The organism is Burkholderia sp. AU33803, from assembly GCF_002223095.1.
Lineage (GTDB): Bacteria > Pseudomonadota > Gammaproteobacteria > Burkholderiales > Burkholderiaceae > Burkholderia.
Genome location: NZ_NKFJ01000004.1, coordinates 800,620 through 819,858, shown reverse-complemented (window position 1 = coordinate 819,858; position 19,239 = coordinate 800,620). Strand labels below are relative to the sequence as shown.

The 19,239-nt window shown below is 66.6% G+C and carries 15 protein-coding genes; 12 read left to right on the top strand and 3 right to left on the bottom strand.

Annotation, left to right across the window (positions count from 1 at the left end; all coding sequences use genetic code 11):
- Positions 1-8: 8 nt before the first annotated feature.
- From CFB41_RS06270 to CFB41_RS06260, 3 genes are read left to right on the top strand one after another with little or no spacing between them, the layout of a single operon-like run.
- A complete protein-coding gene (locus CFB41_RS06270; RefSeq protein ID WP_089455920.1) occupies positions 9-1,370 on the top strand; it encodes an MFS transporter in 1,362 nt (453 codons plus the stop codon).
- On the top strand, positions 1,339-2,412 hold the full coding sequence (locus tag CFB41_RS06265; RefSeq protein WP_256940854.1) for a dipeptide epimerase: 1,074 nt from the start codon (positions 1,339-1,341) through the stop codon (positions 2,410-2,412). The genes CFB41_RS06270 and CFB41_RS06265 overlap by 32 nt, the downstream gene beginning before the upstream one ends.
- A 9-nt stretch (positions 2,413-2,421) precedes the next feature.
- On the top strand, positions 2,422-4,083 hold the full coding sequence (locus CFB41_RS06260; RefSeq protein ID WP_089455918.1) for a serine hydrolase: 1,662 nt from the start codon (positions 2,422-2,424) through the stop codon (positions 4,081-4,083).
- A gap of 33 nt (positions 4,084-4,116) precedes the next feature.
- Here CFB41_RS06260 and CFB41_RS06255 read toward each other — a convergent pair whose 3' ends face one another.
- Together CFB41_RS06255 and CFB41_RS06250 are read right to left on the bottom strand one after the other, a co-directional pair.
- A complete protein-coding gene (locus tag CFB41_RS06255; protein ID WP_089455917.1) occupies positions 4,117-5,583 on the bottom strand; it encodes a M81 family metallopeptidase in 1,467 nt (488 codons plus the stop codon).
- A 127-nt stretch (positions 5,584-5,710) separates the two neighbouring features.
- Positions 5,711-6,703: an ATP-binding protein gene (locus tag CFB41_RS06250; RefSeq protein WP_089455916.1), complete on the bottom strand. Its 993-nt coding sequence runs from the start codon at positions 6,701-6,703 to the stop codon at positions 5,711-5,713.
- A gap of 273 nt (positions 6,704-6,976) precedes the next feature.
- Between CFB41_RS06250 and CFB41_RS06245 the strand changes: the two genes are divergently transcribed.
- Together CFB41_RS06245 and CFB41_RS06240 are read left to right on the top strand one after the other, a co-directional pair.
- The gene (locus CFB41_RS06245) at positions 6,977-9,346 is read left to right on the top strand and encodes a TonB-dependent receptor (protein ID WP_256940853.1); all 2,370 of its coding nucleotides are present in this window, start codon (positions 6,977-6,979) and stop codon (positions 9,344-9,346) included.
- An 18-nt stretch (positions 9,347-9,364) separates the two neighbouring features.
- Complete coding sequence (locus CFB41_RS06240; protein WP_089455914.1) at positions 9,365-11,008, top strand: serine hydrolase; 1,644 nt, start codon at positions 9,365-9,367, stop codon at positions 11,006-11,008.
- 495 nt (positions 11,009-11,503) lie between these two features.
- Here the strand turns inward: CFB41_RS06240 and CFB41_RS38060 are convergent, their stop codons facing one another.
- Positions 11,504-11,713 carry a hypothetical protein gene (locus CFB41_RS38060; RefSeq protein WP_179249968.1) on the bottom strand — a complete coding sequence of 70 codons (210 nt, stop codon included), beginning with the start codon at positions 11,711-11,713 and terminating at the stop codon, positions 11,504-11,506.
- A 257-nt stretch (positions 11,714-11,970) separates the two neighbouring features.
- Between CFB41_RS38060 and CFB41_RS06225 the strand changes: the two genes are divergently transcribed.
- From CFB41_RS06225 to CFB41_RS06195, 7 genes are all read left to right on the top strand, one after another.
- The gene (locus CFB41_RS06225) at positions 11,971-13,086 is read left to right on the top strand and encodes a hypothetical protein (protein ID WP_089455912.1); all 1,116 of its coding nucleotides are present in this window, start codon (positions 11,971-11,973) and stop codon (positions 13,084-13,086) included.
- A 309-nt stretch (positions 13,087-13,395) separates the two neighbouring features.
- Entirely contained in the window at positions 13,396-14,421 is a 1,026-nt protein-coding gene (locus CFB41_RS06220; RefSeq protein WP_089455911.1) for a substrate-binding domain-containing protein, read from the top strand.
- A 67-nt stretch (positions 14,422-14,488) separates the two neighbouring features.
- Entirely contained in the window at positions 14,489-15,517 is a 1,029-nt protein-coding gene (locus tag CFB41_RS06215) for an ABC transporter substrate-binding protein (RefSeq protein ID WP_089439643.1), read from the top strand.
- 16 nt (positions 15,518-15,533) lie between these two features.
- On the top strand, positions 15,534-16,358 hold the full coding sequence (locus CFB41_RS06210) for an ABC transporter permease (protein ID WP_089455910.1): 825 nt from the start codon (positions 15,534-15,536) through the stop codon (positions 16,356-16,358).
- A 10-nt stretch (positions 16,359-16,368) separates the two neighbouring features.
- Positions 16,369-17,271 (top strand): ABC transporter permease, encoded by a 903-nt coding sequence (locus tag CFB41_RS06205; protein WP_089439642.1) that lies wholly within the window; start codon positions 16,369-16,371, stop codon positions 17,269-17,271.
- Positions 17,272-17,284: 13 nt separating this feature from the next.
- Positions 17,285-18,316 carry an ABC transporter ATP-binding protein gene (locus CFB41_RS06200; RefSeq protein WP_039352318.1) on the top strand — a complete coding sequence of 344 codons (1,032 nt, stop codon included), beginning with the start codon at positions 17,285-17,287 and terminating at the stop codon, positions 18,314-18,316.
- A gap of 84 nt (positions 18,317-18,400) precedes the next feature.
- Positions 18,401-19,225, top strand: coding sequence for a phosphodiesterase (locus CFB41_RS06195; protein WP_089455909.1), 825 nt, complete (start codon positions 18,401-18,403; stop codon positions 19,223-19,225).
- The last annotated feature ends 14 nt before the right edge of the window (positions 19,226-19,239 follow it).

Genomic DNA, 19,239 nt, shown 5'->3' with positions numbered 1-19,239 from the left:
GAGCCCTCATGTTCGACTCCAACCCCGACGTGCTCGCCCCCGTGGCGGCCTCGAGCCCGCCATCCGATTCACCGGCCGGGCCGCGCGCATGGTTCGGTCTCGCGATTCTCGTGATCGTGGCGTTTTTCGCGTTCGTCGATCGTCAGATGCTGATCCTGCTGACGGAACCCATCCGCCACGATTTCGGGCTGACCGACACGCAAATCGGCCTGATGCAAGGCGCGGGCATCGCCCTGTTCGCCGGCGTGGCGTCGTTGCCGATCGGCTGGGTCGCCGACCGCGTGGATCGTCGTGTCGTGCTGGTCACGTGCGTCCTCGTCTGGAGCGCCGCCACCGCGATCTGCGGCATGACCACTCACTTCTGGCAGTTGTTCATCGCCACCGTCGGGCTGGGGATCGGCGAAGCCGGACTGGTGCCGGTGATCTACGGCCTGATTCCCGATCTCTTCCCTGCGCGCCGGCGCGTGCTCGCCAATGCGATCTTCGCGCTCGCCAACCTGTTGGGATCAGGGGCGGGGATGGCGCTCGGCGGCGCACTGATGCACGGCATCGCGGCGGCGCACGGCGCGTTGCCAGCGGGGCTCGCCGATCTCGAACCGTGGCGGCTCGCGTTCTTTGCCGTTGCGTTGCCCGCCCCCGTGCTGGCCGTGCTGGTTCTGCTCATTCGACCCGGCAGGCACGGCGACACGGAAGCCTCCACCACGCGTCACCGGAGTTCCGCGCCGCTGCCGTCCGCACCGGTCTACTTCCGGCGCGAAGCCATCATGATGCTCAAGTTCTTTGGCGCCATCGGGCTGGTCAACCTGTCGTTCGGCGGTGTCGCGACATGGATGCCGGTCGTGGCGGTGCGAACCTTCGGCGCGACGCCGGCTGAAGCGGGCGGCGGCATGGGCGTGGCGGCGATGGCCGGCGGCATCGCGGGTTGCGTGCTCAGCGGACTCGTTGCCGGCCGCATGCGAGCGCGCTTCGGCGTGCTCGCGCCTTTGCGCGTGTGTGAATGTGGCGCGCTGGTCGCCGGCGGCCTGTCGTTCCTGTATCTGGCCGTGGGCTCGCTGACGCCGGTCTACGCGCTCTTCGGCGCACAGCTCGCCTGCATGGTCGCCGGCATGGTGCTGTTTCCCACCCTCATGCAGAACATCTGCCCCGCCCACCTGCGCTCGCGCGTGGCAGCGATCGGCGCCCTGACGTCGATCATCGTGCAGTCCGGCAGCCCCGTGTTCATCGGGTTCATGTCGGATCGTCTGCATGCGTTCAGCCAGGGCTTGCTGTGGTCGATCGTCTGCGTGGCGGCGTTCGGCTTCTTTGCCGCCTGCCTGTTGATGCGTGCGGCGGGCCGCGGTGTGCGCGACGCGATCGAACGCTATGCGTAATTCCCCTCCTCCTTCCGCTCCCATGTCACCCCGCCCGCTCTCACTCTCGCTGCGTATCGAACGCTGGCCGTTGGCCACGCCGTTCCATATCACCGGCCACGTCATCGACACCGCTCGCCTCGTGAGCGTGACCGTCGACGACGGGCACCACGCCGGCAACGGCGAAGCCGCCGGGATCTTTTACCTCGGTGAAACGCCGGAATCCATCGCCGCGCAAATCGAGCGCGTCCGACCGTCGATCGAAGCGGGCATCACGCGCGCGCGATTGCTCGACGTATTGCCGCCCGGCGGCGCACGCAATGCGGTCGATGCGGCATTGTGGGCGCTCGAATCGCAACGGCAAGCGATGCCTGCCTGGCGCATCGCGGGCCTCTCCGAGCCGCGCCCATTGCGGACCACGATGACGATCGGCGTGGATACGCCGAATGCGATGGCCGGGGCCGCGCTGAGATTGCCCCACGCGCGGGCGCTGAAGGTCAAGCTGGACGGCAGCGCCGCCGACGCCGCGCGCCTCTTCGCCATCCGTGACGTGCGCCCGGATATACCGCTCGCCGTCGACGCGAATCAGGGCTGGTCGCGCGCGCACTTCGACACGATGCTCCCCGTGCTGCAACAGCTTGATGTCGGCATGCTCGAACAGCCGTTTGCGATCGGTGCGGACGCCTGTCTCGAAGCGATCGATTGTCCGATCCCGCTCGCGGCCGACGAATCGTTTCAGGATCTCGGCGACCTGTCCGCCGTCGCGCGCCGCTACGACATCGTCAACCTCAAGCTCGACAAATGCGGTGGCCTGACGCGCGCGTTCGATCTTGCCGCGCGGATACGCGAAGCAGGCTTGTCCGTGATGGTCGGTTGCATGGCAGGCACTTCGCTGGCGATCGCCCCCGCGTTTCTGCTCGGACAACTGTGCGATCACGTCGATCTCGACGGACCGATCTTCCTCGCACGCGATCGCGAGCCGGGTGTCGCGTACATCGACGGCCTGCTGCACTGCCCGTCCAACGTCTGGGGCCACGCTGGCCCCCCTGCCTCCTCTCGCTGAGCCATCGACATGACATCCGACTCATCCACCACGACGACGCAGCTCGACGCGCTGTTCGCGCGTTATCGCCGCGCCGACGCACCCGGCTTGATCGCCGGCATCGTCCATCGCGACCAGCTGCTGTATCGGCGCGCGTTCGGCCTGGCCAGCCTCGAACACGGCATCGCCAACACGCCGGCCACCCGCATGCGCATCGGCTCGGTCAGCAAGCATGTCACTTGCCTCGCCGTGCTGCTCCTGTGCGAGCGCGGCGCGCTCGACGCCGATGCCCCCATCGGCACGTATCTGCCGGCGCTGCCGCCGGCCGCCGGCCGACCGACGCTGCGGCAGTTGATGTCGCATCGCGGCGGGCAGCGATGCGCACTGGATCTTGCGCTGCTGACGCAGGGTCTCGCCATGTCGCCGCCTGGCGCGTTCCTCGCATCGCAGCAACGTCAGCGCGACGAAAATTTTCCGCCGGGAGAACGCATGATGTATTCGAACGGCGGCTATCACCTGCTTTCGCTTGCCGTCGAACGTGCGAGCGGGATGCCGTTCGACGCGTTCCTCGCGACCCATATTTTCGCGCCCCTGCTCATGCATGACACCGCATGTGTACCCAACGACATGACGATCGAGCACGGCATCGCGACGATGCATGTGCCCGACGGCATGGGCGGATTCCGCCGCGGCATCTTTCCGACGTGGGAACTGCTCGGCGAAGGCTCGATCGTCTCGACCGTCGACGACATGCTGCGATGGACCGCGCACCTGCGATGCAGCGAGAAGATCGTCGGCAACGCCGACACCTGGCGCCAGATGCTGGCGTTGCCCGTATTCTCCAGCGGTCTGCGCAGCCAATACTCGCTCGGTCTCACGCAGAGCACCTACCGAGGTGTCGAGCTGATGCAGCATTCCGGTGGCGTCGTGGGTGGAACTTGCCAGATGCTGGTATCGGTGGCGCATGGGCTTGACGTCGTATTGCTCAGCAACGGCGCGCTCGACGCACCGCTCGAACTGTCGAAGCGTGTCGTCGATATCGTTCTGGCGGACGAGCTGGATGGAGATGGCCCGCCTGTCGCGGCGCGCGCCTCGGATCACGCGGCACGCCTCGGCAGCTACCGGTCGGCCCGCACCGGTGCCGTGTATGCCCTGGAGGATCATGACGGTGCGCTGGTGCTGGCGGGCCCCCTTTGCCCCAGACGCTCGATGATGCTCTACGACAGCGCCGATGAACGGGACGACGTCCAACTCGAAGCGAGCGGCGACGGCCTGTTGGCGCTGCGGTGGGGATCGTCCTGCACACCGAGCGATCTCTCCAGCCTGCGCATCGTGCATTGCGGCCATGTCGACACGTTCACACGCGTCAGCGAAGCGCCCGCGATGACGCCGGATCTCGCCGCCGCGATGTCCGGCACATTTGCAAGCCACGACGCCGATGCCCACGCGACCATTCGGCTCGACGACGAAGCCCTCGTGCTTCGCCTGCACGGCGCGGTGGGCCGTTGCGACTACCGCCTCACGCCATTGGCCCACGATGCTTTCGAACTGGTGCCGATCGATCCAGTGAACATCACGACGGGAATGCTTACGTTGACGCGCGACGCAACGCGCGGCGACATGACCGGCTTTCGCGTCGATACCGCGCGTACCCGGCATCTGGTTTTCACGCGGGTACACGCCGACACCTGACGCTGGCCGGCGTCGGTCGACGCCGGCGTGTATTCACCTCGCCGACGCAAACGGATTCGCCACGCGTGGCCAGTAGTTGAGGTCACGAAGCCGATAGTCCAGTTCGGCGAAGTCCATCGAGAGTGCCCCTGGCGCGGCGATATGCAAGACGGCCTTCGAACGCGGCGCGAAGTCGGTCTGGAAATGCTGCGTCGACTTCACGATCACCCCCTTCTTGCCGGCGAAGTCGATGCCAAGGCCGGTGAATGCGTCCACGCCGAGCACCTGGGTGCGAACCGATATCAGCGCGATGTCCAGCCCGTTGTCCGCTTCCACCCACACTGCCCGGCCAAGCGGTTGCTCGAGGCCCATGATGCTTTGCGTATGCCGCTCGACCACGTTGCGGACGGTGACGCGCAGGTCCACCGGTTCTCCGGAGTACACACTGCACTTGCCGCCGATGCGCAGATTCAGCGTGGCCCCGACACCCGCGTCCTTGCAGATCTGGATGGCGCCGAGATCCCAGAAACACCCGATCGCAACATTCGCAATTTGTCGCTCGACCACGCGACGCAGAATGAACGTGCTGTCGCACGGCGCGCCGCCGCCGGGATTGTCCGCGACGTCCGCCAGCACGACCGGCCCGCCCTCGACCGCCAGCGCGCGATCCAGCCCGGCATCGATATCGAGCCACGCGGGGCGTGTCGCGTCGCGCAACGCCCAGAACTCGCGCGCCAGTTGCGCCGCCAGCGCGTCGGCCTTGGCGAGATCGTCGTCCGTCACCACCCAGAGTTTCGCGCCGGCTTCCGGCACGTCGCCCCACGGAAACCCGTGGCCGAGCGACACCGACAACACACCGTCGCGCCCTTCGAACGACTGCATGCGCCGGACGAACCCGGCCATCGGTTCGCTGGTGGTGTGCCAGGCGCCGACCATCCGGCAGTCGAACACGCCGATCGTCGGACGGATGCGCCCGGCAGCCATATCGAGCGTCAGTCGATAGGCGTCGCGCGCCCGCTCGACGGCGTCGATATGCGGATACTCCTTGTAGGCGATCAGGACATCGGCCGACGCCTTCATCAATTGCGTGAAGTGACAGTGCGGGTCGAGCGTGACCGAGATCGGAACGTCGGGGCCAACCACGGCGCGCACGCCGGCGAGCAGGTCGCCTTCGCAATCGTCGTAGCCCTCCGCCACCATCGCGCCGTGCAGCAGCAGAATCACGGCATCCAGCGGCAAGGCGGCCTTTACGCCATCGAGAATTTCGTCCCTCAGGGATTCGTAGACCGCGCGAATCGTGCGGCCGGACGGCTGGGCTTCGGCACACAGACCTTCAGCAATTTCGTGACCGTCGGCCTGCGCGAGGCGCCGCACTTCCGCGAGCACGTGCCCCACGCCGTCGGGCTCGCGCACACTTGCGTCGCCATGAAAAATCGTGAACTCTTCGAAGCCGCCCCATCCGGTCGGGCACGGGGCAAAGGTATTGGTTTCCGTCGAAAGCTGAGCCGTGAATATTTTCATGACGAAGTCTGCCGAATGGGAGTGAAGGGGTGTGAAACGACTATAAGCACGCGCTATTTCCGCTTTGTGAGCAATCTGTATCAAGCGTGAAACAGAGCAGTGCCAACGTTCGATCCGACCACCCGCCCTATCGACGCGGCAGCGTGACCTGTGCGACCAGCCCGCCTTCCGGACCGTTGCGCAACACCAGCTCCCCGCCGTGACGCTTCACGACGTCGTTCGCGATGGCAAGGCCGAGCCCCGTCCCGCCCGTGTTCCGGTTGCGCGAACTTTCCACCCGGTAGAACGGCTCCAGCGCGCGCTCCAGTTGCGACTCCGGGATGCCCGGGCCGTGATCGACGATCTGGATCCGCACGCACGACGGTGCATCGATCAGGCGGATGTGCGCGTCTTCACCGTATCGAATCGCGTTGGCGACCAGATTCGTCAGGCAGCGCTTGAGGCCCAGCGGCTGCGCCGAGATCGGCGGCACCTCACCACTGATCGTCACCTTTTGGCCGTGTTCGGCCGCATCTTCCGCGATGGCATCCACCAGTGCATTGATATCGACCGGACTGAACGCCTCGACCACCTCTTCATTGCGCAGGAACGACAGCGTGGCCTCCAGAAGCTGCGTCATCTCGTCGATATCGTCCCTGATCCGGTCTCTCAATTCGGTATCCTGAGCGGATCGAAGGCGCAGCTTCATGCGCGTCAGCGGCGTGCGCAGATCGTGCGATACGGCAGCGAGGAAGCGGTTGCGCTCACTCATTTGCCGCCGCAGCGACGCCTGCATCGTGTTGAACACGCTGGCGGCCTGACGCGCCTCGACCGGGCCGATTTCCTTGATGGGCGGCGCATCGATATTCCTCGACAGTTCAGCGGCCCCGATGGCGAGCGTTCGGAACGGGGCCGCCAGCATGCGCGCGCCGATCCAGGACGAGATCAGCGCGGGCATCACCTGGATCATCACCGCGGCGCCACACTGCAACGCCGCGCTCATCCCGGGCGGCGGCTTGAACGGCGCGGTGCTGTAGAGCTTGAAGAGCAGCAGGCCGGCACTGATCTGCATCACGAGGATGATCGAGATCATCACGAAGAACAGGCGATAGAAAGCTGAATCGAAGCGGGGTTTGTGCATGGTCCTGGCCGACGGCGAGCGATGGCGTCGATTATCGCCCGTGAATGTAGGGGCCATGTGAGCCCTTTATTGCAAACCCGAAACAAGTCTTCGTCCCGGTTTTGCACCGCGTCGGCCGGCGTGGCGGCCCCGCTCCGTCACCGATCGTTTGTATCAGCACCGATACAAACGCCACATGAACCAGAAATAACCGGCACTTACCGTTCACCCTGAGTTGCGCTACACGGCATCGCGTTCAGTCGATTGCAAAACCAGGAGGAGACAATGGTGAGGATGAAAAACCGGACGAAGCACGCGGCGGTTTCGGTAACGCCACCGCTGCGGCACGGCAGACGTTACGCTCCGCTCTTCGTCGGCCCCGTATTCGGGTTGGCATCGTTGGGCGTGCACGCGCAGGAACAGGCGCAAACACCGGCGACGACGCAGCAGGTCGCCGCGCCTGATGCGGCGTCCACCGCGACGCCTGCCGCCGCGCCCGGCGCCGCGGCGCCGAACACCCCTGCGGCCGAGGTGACGAAGGCGCAAGGCAAGGGTGGCGCGACGCTCAATACCGTCGTCGTGACCGCGACACGCCGACGTGAACCGGCTCGCGAAGTCCCCATGCAGGTCAATGTATTGTCGGCCGACGAGCTGCAGAAGAGCGGCGCGAAAACGATGTCCGACTTCCTGTCGTCGGAGCCGGGGGTCGACTTGAACGCCAGCGGCGGCAGCGGAGCCGGTCAGGTCAGTATTCGCGGCGTGACGACCGGTGTGCAGACGGGGCCGACGGTCGGCATGTACGTCGACGACGTCGCGTTCGGCGGCAGCACGCTGTTCTCCCAAAGTGCGACGTTCTCGCTCGACATGAGCCTGCTCGACCTCAACCACGTCGAAATCCTGCGAGGTCCGCAGGGCACGTTGTATGGCGCGGGTGCGATGGGCGGCTTGCTGAAATACGTGACCAACGAACCGGACTCCAGTCAATTTTCCGGGCAGGTCGGCACCGGCGTGTCGGGAACGGCGCATGGCGGCGTGAGCGGAACGGCCAACGCAACGTTGAACATCCCGCTGAAGACCGACGTTGCCGCGCTGCGCGTCTCCGTGTTCGGGCAGCACGATGGCGGGTATGTCGACGCAGTGGGCCCCAAGGCGGACACCCACATCGATCGCGGCGACACCTACGGTGCCCGCGCGTCGTTGCTGCTGACGCCGACCCGGGATCTGACGGTCCGGCTGACCGCGCTCTCGCAAAACATCAATCGCAACGATCCGAACTACGTTGAATACGGCGCCGACGGCAAGCCGGTCTGGGGCGACCTGACCACGCGACAGTTTGCCCCGCAGCCCTTTCATCAAAACATCCAGCTCTATTCGGCCGGGATCGAATACGAGCTCGGCTGGGCGCGCCTGAACTCGATCACGTCGTATCAAAGGATCAACACGAGTGCGCCGCAGGACCTGACCGGTGTCTACGGGCCGCTATTTGCCGCCCAGGGGCTGAACCTGGGTTCGGTGGTCGCCAAGGACGTGGCCACCACGAACAAGGTGACCCAGGAGTTTCGCCTGACGTCGCCGGGCAACCAGCGACTCGAATGGCTGGCCGGCCTCTTCTATACGCACGAGCGCAGCCATTCGAGCGAAGGCTTTCTGACGACCTTGCCCGACGGCTCGCCCGGCCCGGACCTGTCGGAGCTCCAGGCGCCCAGCACGTACAACGAGTACGCGGCCTACGGCGACCTGACTTATCACCTGACACCGCGCCTTTCGCTGACCGGCGGCGTGCGGATCGCCCACAATACCCAGACCTACGAGCAGACGACCTACGGCACGCTCGCCGGCCCGACCCAGACCATTTCGGCGCCGTCGTCGGACACCAGCAAGACCTACATGTTCACCGCGCGCTATGCGCTGACCGCCAACAGCAATGCGTATGTCCGCATCGCGAGCGGATACCGGCCCGGCGGCCCGAATGCGCTGCTGATCGATCCCCTCACCGGCATGCGCGCGGCGGGTAGCCCGACCTTCGCACCCGACACGCTGTGGAGCTATGAGGCGGGCTACAAGGCCGACCTGCTCGACAAGCGGCTGTCGCTGGAAACGTCGGTCTACGACATCGAGTGGAAGAACATCCAGCAGCTCGGCACGGTCGACGGCGTCAACCAGGTCATCAACGCCGGCAACGCGCGCATCAAGGGCCTGGAGTTCTCCGGCACGTTCCGCCCCACCCCGCACTGGAACTTCAGTGCGAACCTGTCGCTCATCGACGCCGGCCTGACGAGCGGCAACGCCAACGCGGGGACGACGGCGGGCGCGCCCTTGCCGAACTCGGCCAAGGTCGCCGCTACGCTCTCGGGCACCTATCTGTTCACCGCGCAAGGGTATCCGTCGTATGCGGGCGTGACCCAACGTTTCGTCGGCCGACGTCATAGCGGGTTCGACGCCAGCTCGGGCCGACCGGATTATCCGTTGCCGGGCTACGCGATCACGGATCTGCAAGCGGGCGTGGATTTCAGGAAGTTCAGCCTGGCGTTCTATGTTCGCAACCTGTTCGACCGTCGCGCGTTGATCGCGGCCGGCACGTCGCTGATACCGATGGGCGGCCCGGCGCTCGTCAGCGTGATTCAGCCCCGCACGATCGGCGCGGCGCTGACCGTTCCGTTCTAAATAATAGGGATACCTAAAATGACTCAAGCATCGCACGACATCGTCGAGCAACTGGATACCCTTTTCGACCGCTTCAACAGGAGCGACGAACCCGGCCTCGTCATGGCCGTCGCCCATCGAGGCGACGTCCTCTACCGGCGAGGCTTCGGCATGGCAAGCCTGGAACACGGTGTCGCCAATACGCCGGCCACGCGCTTGCGCATCGGCTCGACGAGCAAACACTTCACCTGCCTTGCCGCCCTCCTGCTCGCCGAGGACGGCAAGCTCGACGTCGACGCCGGGATCCGCACGTACCTGCCTGAACTGCCGCTACTCGCAGGCGACCCCAGCTTGCGCCAGCTGATGACGCATACGGGCGGCTACCGCTGCTATCTCGACCTCACGCTGCTCGCGCAAGGCGTCGCGACATTGCCGCGTGGCGGCGTGCTGGCGGCGCAAGTCCGGCAACGCGACGTCAATTTTCCGCCGGGCGAGCGGATGATCTACTGCAACGGCGGATATCACCTGCTGTCGCTCGCGATCGAGCGGGTCAGCGGCATCCCCTTCGAGACCTTTCTGAAGGCGCGCATCTTCGACGTGATGGGCATGGTCGACACGGAATCGGTCGCCGACGACATGCGCATTCGCCCGCGCATGGCGACCCAGCATGTGCCGGATGGAAAAGGCGGCTTCATGCGCGGCCTCTTTCCGACGTGGGAAGTGCTCGGCGAAGGCGGGATCGTGTCGACGGTCGACGACATGCTGCGCTGGCTCGCGCATCTGCGCGGCCCCAAGCGCGTCGGCAGCGAAGCAAGCTGGCACCAGATGCTGACCCGACCGCGCTATTCGAGCGGCGCGGAAGGCGTCTACGCGCTCGGGCTGATGCTCACGCCGCATCGCGACGTGGAGGTGCTGCACCATGCCGGCGGAGTGTTCGGTGGATCTTGTCAGATGTTGACCGTGGCCGAGCACGCACTGGACGTCATCATTCTCACCAATGGCGCGGCAGTCAATCCGGTTGAAGTGGCGACGCAGATCGTCGATATCGTGCTGGGCGACGCCGTCCTTGGCGCGAAGCCCGCCACGCCCCTGCACACTGCCGGGCACGAAACCTTGCTCGGCAGGTACCACTCGCGTGTGTCGGGGACGTATTGCGTGATCGGCGATCGCAACGGGCAGCTCAACGCGAGCTTTCAGAACGTCGAGCAGATGCCCCAACCGCTCATCGAGACGGAGGCCGGATTGCGGGTTGACGACGGCACAGGCAGAGCGCTGCTGATCAAACCTCGAGCGTCGACGGCGGCGGCTCGCGTGACGGCTATCGAGCTGGTGGACTGCGGCCACGCGGAGACGCTCGAGCGCTTGCCCGATCACGCGCCGTCGCTCTCCGATGCGTCGGCGGGCCTGGCGGGCACGTATCACAGTCACGATGCCGCGGCACGTGCGACGATCGCCGTGACGAACGGTGAACTCACCCTCACCATGACCGGCGCCGCCGGCAGTGCCGGCTACCGGCTGGAGCCGGTGGCCGACGACATTTTCACGTTCGACCCTGCCGGTCAGATGGCCGTCATGCACGGCGTGTTGACGGTGGAACGCTCGGGTCACGAGGTGATGCGCTTTCGCATCGACACGTCGCGCACGCGCAACCTGGCCTTCGTGCGCGAGCGGGGTGATTCGTAGGGATCGCGTCGCTGATGGCGGTGGCGTCGCCGTTCGGTCGTCGGTAATCACCGCCGATGCCGCGCCGCAAAAACAAAAAACCCGCGAGCGCAGGGCTTCTCGCGGGCTTTCGTCCCTCCATCGAATCGCGATGAAGCGATCGTGGTGCCGGGGACCGGACTCGAACCGGCAAGCCAGTTAAGGCGGCGGATTTTCGTCACACTGCTTCTTTCAAAGCCGGCGTCGCGTGCGCGATGCCGTTCGTGCGCTGGACTATGCCTTCGCCGTCGCGCGCGGGCTTGCCTGCTGCCCATGCGCCTTAGGCGCCCCCCGTCTAGTCTCTACACCTTCCTCGCGGCGGCCGCGAGGCTTGGCTCGGCGTTGCCTCGATGCGCGCATCAGGGGTTTCGCCGAATTTGAAGGGTTCTGCACCGACCGTTTCCGACCGGGCACTCAATCGTTTAAGTCCGCTATGTTTACCAATTTCATCACCCCGGCAAGAGGGCGGACGCGATTCTACCATTGCTCGCGCCCCCGTTCCTCATTTGTTCCGTCGCGGATTGCCCGACCGGCGACGCGCTGCGACGGCAACCTCCCGAGTTCGATCCCGGCCGGTGGAACATCGCTCCATGCAACGGCATCGATGTTTGCCGGCACGATCGGCCGCGCGCTCGATCGCATGCGCCTTACATCCGCAAAATGAAAGGCTTCGATTTCGCCTGACATCCGCATGCTCGACCGACGCGGCCGATGGCCCGATTTCAGACGGAATTTCGATCCGCAGGCAATTCGCCACATTTCGTTAAGCCCGCCTTAAGCAACGCCGTGATAGCCGATTCCCGCGTTGCGAACGGCACGCCGCACGTTCGCGATCTTTTCACCGAAACGAAATATATGCGCCTTAGCCTGACCTGCGCCATGTAACCAGCGGTAATAGATCAACCCGATTCGGTCGGTCCGAATCATTCGTTCAGGAAAACGAAATGTCTAGAAAGCTTCTGTTCATTGCGATGTCGACATCGATCTTTCTTGCGGCATGCGGTGGAGACGATGCGACCTCGACCCCCGGTATCGCACCGACCAATACCGCGGCCGTGCCGAACACGGCCACCGCGTCCGGCTATACGCTATCCGTGTTCGCGAAAGCACCGGTCTCCACCGACAAGCCCGACTCGATCGTCCAGTTCAACAACACCGTCTTCATCGGCTACCAGAAGGCCGGTGATGTCAAGGACGGGTCGGTCCCGGGGCTGACCAACGACATCGTGCAATACGACCTGAGCGGCAACGTGCTCAAGACGTATACGGTGCCGGGCCACGTCGACGGCCTGATGGCCCGCGCCGATACGAACACGCTGTGGGCGATGGCCAATGAGGACGGCAATCCCGAGCTGACGATCATCGATCTCAAGGCCGGCACGCAGAAGACCTACGCGGCGACGGTCAATCCGACCGCACACGGCGGCGGCTTCGACGACATGCAGTTGCTCAACGGGAACGTCTACGTGAGCGCGTCGAACCCGACGACGCCCGGCACCGCCGCACCGACCGTCGGACAGCTCACGCTGAACGCGAACGGCACGACGTTCGACGTCGCACCGGTGCTCGCCGGTAACGCGCAGGCCACCGACGTGACTCCGTCCGTCGGCGGATCGCCGAATCCCACCTTCAACCAGCAGGTGACACTGAGCCTGACGGACCCCGATTCCGAAGCGATCAACTCCGCCGGCGATCTCGTGCTCGACAGCCAGGCCGACGGCAAGCTGGTGTTCATCCACAATCCGGGCGCGAGCCAGACCGTCAGCGTGCTGACGCTGACGCTCTTCAACGACAAGGACGGCCCTGTCTATCCGGTCGACGATACGCGCTGGGTGCCGGCGCCGGGCCCGCAAGGCAAGACCTTCATGCTGTTCACCGACGCCAGCAACACGACCTACCGTGTCGATGCGCCGTTCTCGCAAGGTGACGCCTACAGCGCCGGCCAAGGCCAGGTGATGAAACTGGACCCGAAGTCCGGCCACCTGACGCCCGTCGCGACGAGCATCGGCAACGCATCCGCCCTTCAGGACCCGCACGGCATCCTGTTCGTCGCGCTGTAACGCCAACCTGCGCGGCGGCGCCGCCGCGGGCCAGCGGCGGAACGCGGCGCACGCATCCGCCCGCATGCGCGTGCACGTCGGGCCGCCTCGCGCCCGACGACGGACATCTCGCACCGCGCCCGCGTTCACCGATACAATCCACAGCGGCGGCGCGCGGCTGATCCTTCACATGAATCCGCCCTGCCCGACGTTCCAACCGTCTGACTTTTGTATCGTGCTTTTTGCGAAACAAACGTCGCCCAAGTCATCGCGAAGTCACAAACGTTTTCGATAATTTCCCGGCCGAAAACGTTTACATCGCAAGCTTTCATGACCTCGACCATCAAGGACGTCGCTGCCCTCGCGGGCTTCTCGATCGCCACCGTCTCGCGCGCGATCAACGCCCCGCATACCGTCAGCCCCGCCACGCTGCAAACGATCCGCACCGCGATCGACACACTGCAGTTCCGCCCGAGCCCGCTCGGCCGGCAGCTGCGCGGCGAGCGCACGCGGCTCGTCGGCGTCGTCGTGCCGACGTTGTCGAACCCCGTGTTCGCCGACTGCCTGCAAGGCATCGACGAACTCGCGACCGCGGCCGGCTTCAAGCTGATCCTGATGACGACCGAATACGACGCGGCGCGCGAGCGCCACGCGATCGAGACGCTGCGCGAGCAGCGCGTCGAAGGGCTGATCCTCACCGTCGCCGATGCCGATACCCACCCGCTGCTCGACATGCTCGACCACGACGGCCCGCACTACGTGCTGATGCACAACGACACGCAGCGCCGCCCGTCGGTGTCGGTCGACAACCGCCGTGCCGCGTATGACGGCGTGCGGCTGCTGACCGCGCGCGGCCACCGCCGCGTGCTGATGCTGGCCGGCTCGCTCGCCGCGTCGGATCGCGCACGCCAGCGTCATCTCGGCTATGCGCAGGCCCTCGAGGAAATCGGCGTCGCCCCGCTGCCGCCGGTCGAAGTCGATTTCAACGCGCCCGAGTTGCCCGATGCGGTGCTCGCGCATCTCACCGCGCACGCGACGCGCCCGACCGCCCTCTTCTGCAGCAACGACCTGCTCGCGATGGTCGTGATGCGCGGCCTGCGCCGCGCGGGCTTCTCGATTCCCGACGACCTGTCGGTGCTCGGCTTCGACGGGATCGCGCTCGGCGAACTGCTCGCGCCGCCGCTCGCGAGCGTCGCGACACCGAACCGCGACATCGGCCGCCACGCATGGCAGCGTCTCGTCGAATGCATCGGCGGCGCAGCGATCGAACGCACGTCGCGGATCCTGCCGCACGTGGTCCGCGACGGCGCGACCGTGGCGCCGCCGGCCACCGACCTGCAATTGCGCAAGGCCTGAGCCCGCGCCGCACACCCTGCACACCACCACGCCACCCCAGCGCCTCACCCTCGCCCGGAGACCTACCGTGTCCTTTCGCCTGACCTCGCTGCTGCGCGCGCTTGCAGCGCCCGTCGCCTGCGCCGCGCTCCTCGCCGGCGCGCCCGCCGCCCACGCCGACGAAACGGCGATCTGCTACAACTGCCCGCCCGAATGGGCCGACTGGGCCGCGCAGATCGCGGCGATCAAGCAGAAAACCGGCATCCGCGTGCCGTTCGACAACAAGAACTCGGGCCAGTCGATCGCGCAGCTGATCGCCGAGCAGAAGAGCCCGGTCGCCGACGTGGTCTACCTCGGCGTGTCGTCGGCGTTCCAGGCGAAGGACAAGGGCGTGATCGCGCCGTACAAGCCCGCGCACTGGAACGACATCCCCGCGAACCTGAAGGACCCGCAAGGCTACTGGTTCGCGATCCATTCGGGCACGCTCGGCTTCTTCGTGAACAAGGATGCGCTCGACGGCAAGCCGGTGCCGCGCTCGTGGGCCGACCTGCTGAAGCCGGAATACAAGGGCATGGTCGGCTATCTCGATCCGTCGAGCGCGTTCGTCGGCTATGCGGGCGCGGTCGCCGTGAACCAGGCGCTCGGCGGCAGCCTCGACAACTTCAAGCCGGCGCTCGACTGGTTCAGGAAGCTGAAGGCGAACGCACCGATCGTGCCGAAGCAGACCGCGTATGCGCGCGTGCTGTCGGGTGAAATTCCGATCCTGCTCGACTACGACTTCGACGCGTATCGCGCGAAGTACAAGGACAGCGCGAACGTCGAGTTCGTGATTCCGAAGGAAGGCACGATCGCGGTGCCGTACGTGATGAGTCTCGTGAAGGGCGCCCCGCACGACGCGAACGGCAAGAAGGTGCTCGACTTCGTGTTGTCCGACGAAGGCCAGAAGCTGTGGGCCAACGCGTACCTGCGCCCGGTGCGCGCGCAAGCGCTCGGCGCCGACATCGCGTCGAAGTTCCTGCCGGCGAGCGAATATGCGCGTGCGAAACCGGTCGACTTCGGCAAGATGGCAGCCGGCCAGCAGGCATTCGGCCAGCAATACCTGCAAGTCATGCAGTAAGCGGCGGACCTCATCGATGCTTGACCTGACTTTCCCGCTGCGCTGGCGCATCGCGCTCGTCGCGCCGGCGCTCGCGGTGTTCGCCGCGTTCTGGCTGCTGCCGATGGCGGCGCTCGTGCAGGTGTCCGCCGACGGCGCGTTCTTCTCGCACTACGCGGCGCTGCTCGGCAATGCGCGCTACATGAAGAGCCTCGGCGAAACCATCGCGCTGTCCGCGGGCGTCACGCTCGCGACGCTCGCGCTGTCAACGATCTCGGGCCTGCTGCTCGCTCGCCGCGAATTCGCGGGCAAGCGCGTGCTGCTCGCGCTGCTCACCTTCCCGCTCGCGTTCCCGGGCGTCGTCGTCGGGTTCATGGTGATCATGCTCGCCGGCCGGCAGGGGTTGATCGGCATGCTGTCCGCGAAGCTCACCGGTGACAAGTGGGTATTCGCATACTCGGTCGCGGGCCTGTTCATCGGCTACTTGTACTTCTCGATTCCGCGCGTGATCGTCACCGTGATCGCGGCCGCGTCCAAGCTCGACGCGTCGCTCGAGGAAGCCGCGCGCTCGCTCGGCGCATCGCCGTGGCGCATCTTCGTCGACATCGTGCTGCCCGCGCTCGCGCCGGGGCTGATCGCGGCCGGCGCGATCTGCTTCGCGACCGCGATGGGCGCGTTCGGCACCGCGTTCACGCTCGCCACCGACCTGAACGTGCTGCCGATGACGATCTATACCGAGTTCACGCTGAACGCGAACATCGCGACGGCGGCCGGCCTGTCGATCGTGCTCGGCATCGTCACCTGGGCCGTGCTCGCACTCGCGCGCCGCTTCACCGGCCACACCGCCGCCGCCGCGGCCTGAGGATTCCTGCATGCAATCGCTTTCCGGCTCTTCCGCGCCGTCGCCGGCCCCGGCTCCCGCTCCCGCGCAGGCGAACGGCGTCGCCCGCCGCGCGCCGCGCGTCACCGGCGCGCGCGCGATCGCCGCGCTGCAATGGGGCGTCACGCTGCTGCTGTGCGCGTTCCTGATCGTGCCCGTCGTGATGTCGGTGCTCGCGGGCCTCACCGTCAACTATTTCCGCGGCCTGTCGAGCGGCCTCACGCTGCGCTGGCTCGAACAAGTGTGGCAGCAGTATCACGGCTCGGTCGCGCTGTCGCTTTACGTGGCGTTCGCGACGCTCGCGATCGTGCTCGCGGTCGGCGTGCCGGCCGGCTATGCGCTCGCGCGCAGCAAGAGCCGCGCCGCGCGCGCGATCGAGGAGGCGCTCGTGCTGCCGGTCGCGCTGCCCGGCCTCGCGTCGGCGCTCGCGCTGCTGGTCGTGTACGGCGGCTTCACCGCGTTCCGCATGAGCCTGTGGTTCATCGTCGTCGGCCACGTCGTGTTCACGCTGCCGTTCATGGTGCGTGCGGTGGCAGCCGTCGCGGCCGGCGCCGACCTGCGCACGCTCGAGGAAGGCGCGGCCAGCCTCGGTGCATCGTTCGTCACGCGCTTCGTCACGATCGTGCTGCCGAACCTGCGCCCCGGCATCGTCGCGGGTGCGCTCGCGGTGCTCACGCTGTCGATCGGCGAATTCAACCTCACGTGGATGCTGCATACGCCCGACACCAAGACACTGCCGGTCGGGCTCGCCGATACGTATGCGTCGCTGCGCCTCGAAGTCGGCAGCGCGTACACGATCCTGTTCCTGCTGATGACGCTGCCGCTGCTCGTCGCGATGCAGTGGCTCGGCGTCGATCCGTCCGGCACGCGGGCACTCAAGAAGCGCCCGCGCTGAATTTCTCGCAGACATGAAACTCGATTCCACTCCCATCACCCTGACCCGCTGCGCGAAGACGTTCCGCGGCACGCGCGTGCTCGAACCGCTCGACCTGTCGATCGGCGCGGGCGAAACGCTCGTGCTGCTCGGCCCGTCGGGCTGCGGCAAGACCACGACGCTGCGCCTGATCGCGGGCCTCGACACGCCGGACGCCGGCGGCACGATCGCATTCGGCAACGACGACGTCACCGCGCTGCCGATCGAGCGCCGGCAGGTCGGCATGGTGTTCCAGAACTACGCGCTGTTTCCGAACCTGACGGTGCGGGGCAACGTCGGCTACGGGCTGAAGATCCGCAAGACCGAGCCGCGCGCGCTGCGCGAGCGCGTCGACGAGCTGCTCGCGATGATGCGGCTCGACGCGCATGCGGACAAGCCGATCGACCAGCTGTCGGGCGGCCAGCGCCAGCGCGTCGCACTGGCCCGCGCACTGGCGGTGCGGCCGCGCGTGCTGCTGCTCGACGAGCCGCTGACCGCGCTCGACGCGAAGCTGCGCGACACGCTGCGTCGCGAGATGAATACGCTGCTGCGCGAGCTCGGCGTGACGACGGTCTACGTGACGCACGACCAGGCCGAAGCGATGGAGCTCGGCGACCGGATCGTCGTGATGGGCGCGGGCCGCATCGAACAGATCGGCACGCCGCGCGACATCTACTACCACCCCGCCAACCGCACGGTCGCGCAGTTCATCGGCACGCTGAACCGGCTCGCCGGGCAATGGCGCGACGGCACGCTGGTGACTACGGGCGGCGCGATCGCGACGCCGCACGCCGCCGACGAGTGGTTCTTCCGCCCCGAGGATGCGCAACTCGCCGATCCCGCGCATGCGCCGCTGCGCGGTGCCGTGAGCGCATGCGCATTCCTCGGCGAGCGCACACGGCTCACGATCGAGCACGCGGCTCCGGACGCGCTCGTCATCGACGTGCCGGGCCGCATCGCGCTCGCACGCGGCACGGCGGTCGGCCTCACGGTCGCGCCGGAAGGCCTGATCGCGCTCGGCGCCTGATCCGTCCTTCCGGCATCATTCATGCAGCACCCCACCGCGGCGCACGACGCCGCGACAACAATCACACAATTCCGAGGAACGACGATGCTGCTTGCTCAAATCAGCGATCTCCACATCAAGCGTCCGGGACAGCTCGCGTACCGGCGCGTCGACACCGCGGCCGCGCTCACGCGCTGCATCGAAAAACTGAACGCGCTCGTGCCGCGCCCGGATGCGGTGCTCGTCACCGGCGACCTGACCGATTTCGGCCACGACGAGGAGTACGGCAACCTGCGCGGGCTGCTCGCCGCGCTCGAGATTCCGTACTACCTGATGATCGGCAATCACGACGACCGCGCCGGGCTGCGCCGCGCGTTCGCCGATCGCGCCGAACTGCAGGCGGGCGAATTCGTGCAATACGCGCTCGACGTCGGCGCGGTGCGCGTGCTCGCGCTCGATTCGCAGGTGCCGGGCGCCAGCTACGGCGACCTGTGCGATGCACGGCTCGCCTGGCTCGCCGCGCAGCTCGACGCGGAGCGCGACCGTCCGGTGATCGTCGCGCTACATCACCCGCCGTTCGCGTCGGGCATCGGCCACATGGACAAGCTGCGCCTCGCGCCCGCGGCTTCCGCGAAACTCGACGCGCTGCTGCGCGGCCATCCGAACGTCGAGCGCGTGCTGTGCGGCCACGTGCATCGGACGATGTTCACGCGCTTCGGCGGCACGCTCGCCGCCGCGGTGCCGTCGCCCGCGCATCAGGTCGCATTCGACCTGCGAACCGATGGGCCCTCCGCGTTCCGGCTCGAACCGCCGGCGTTCGCGGTCCATCACTATGTGCCCGACGCGGGGATGACGTCGCATCACGTATATGTCGATGAAGGCGCCGGGCCTTATCCGTTCTATGAACCGACGGGTGAGCTGGTCGACTGACGGGTTGACGCACG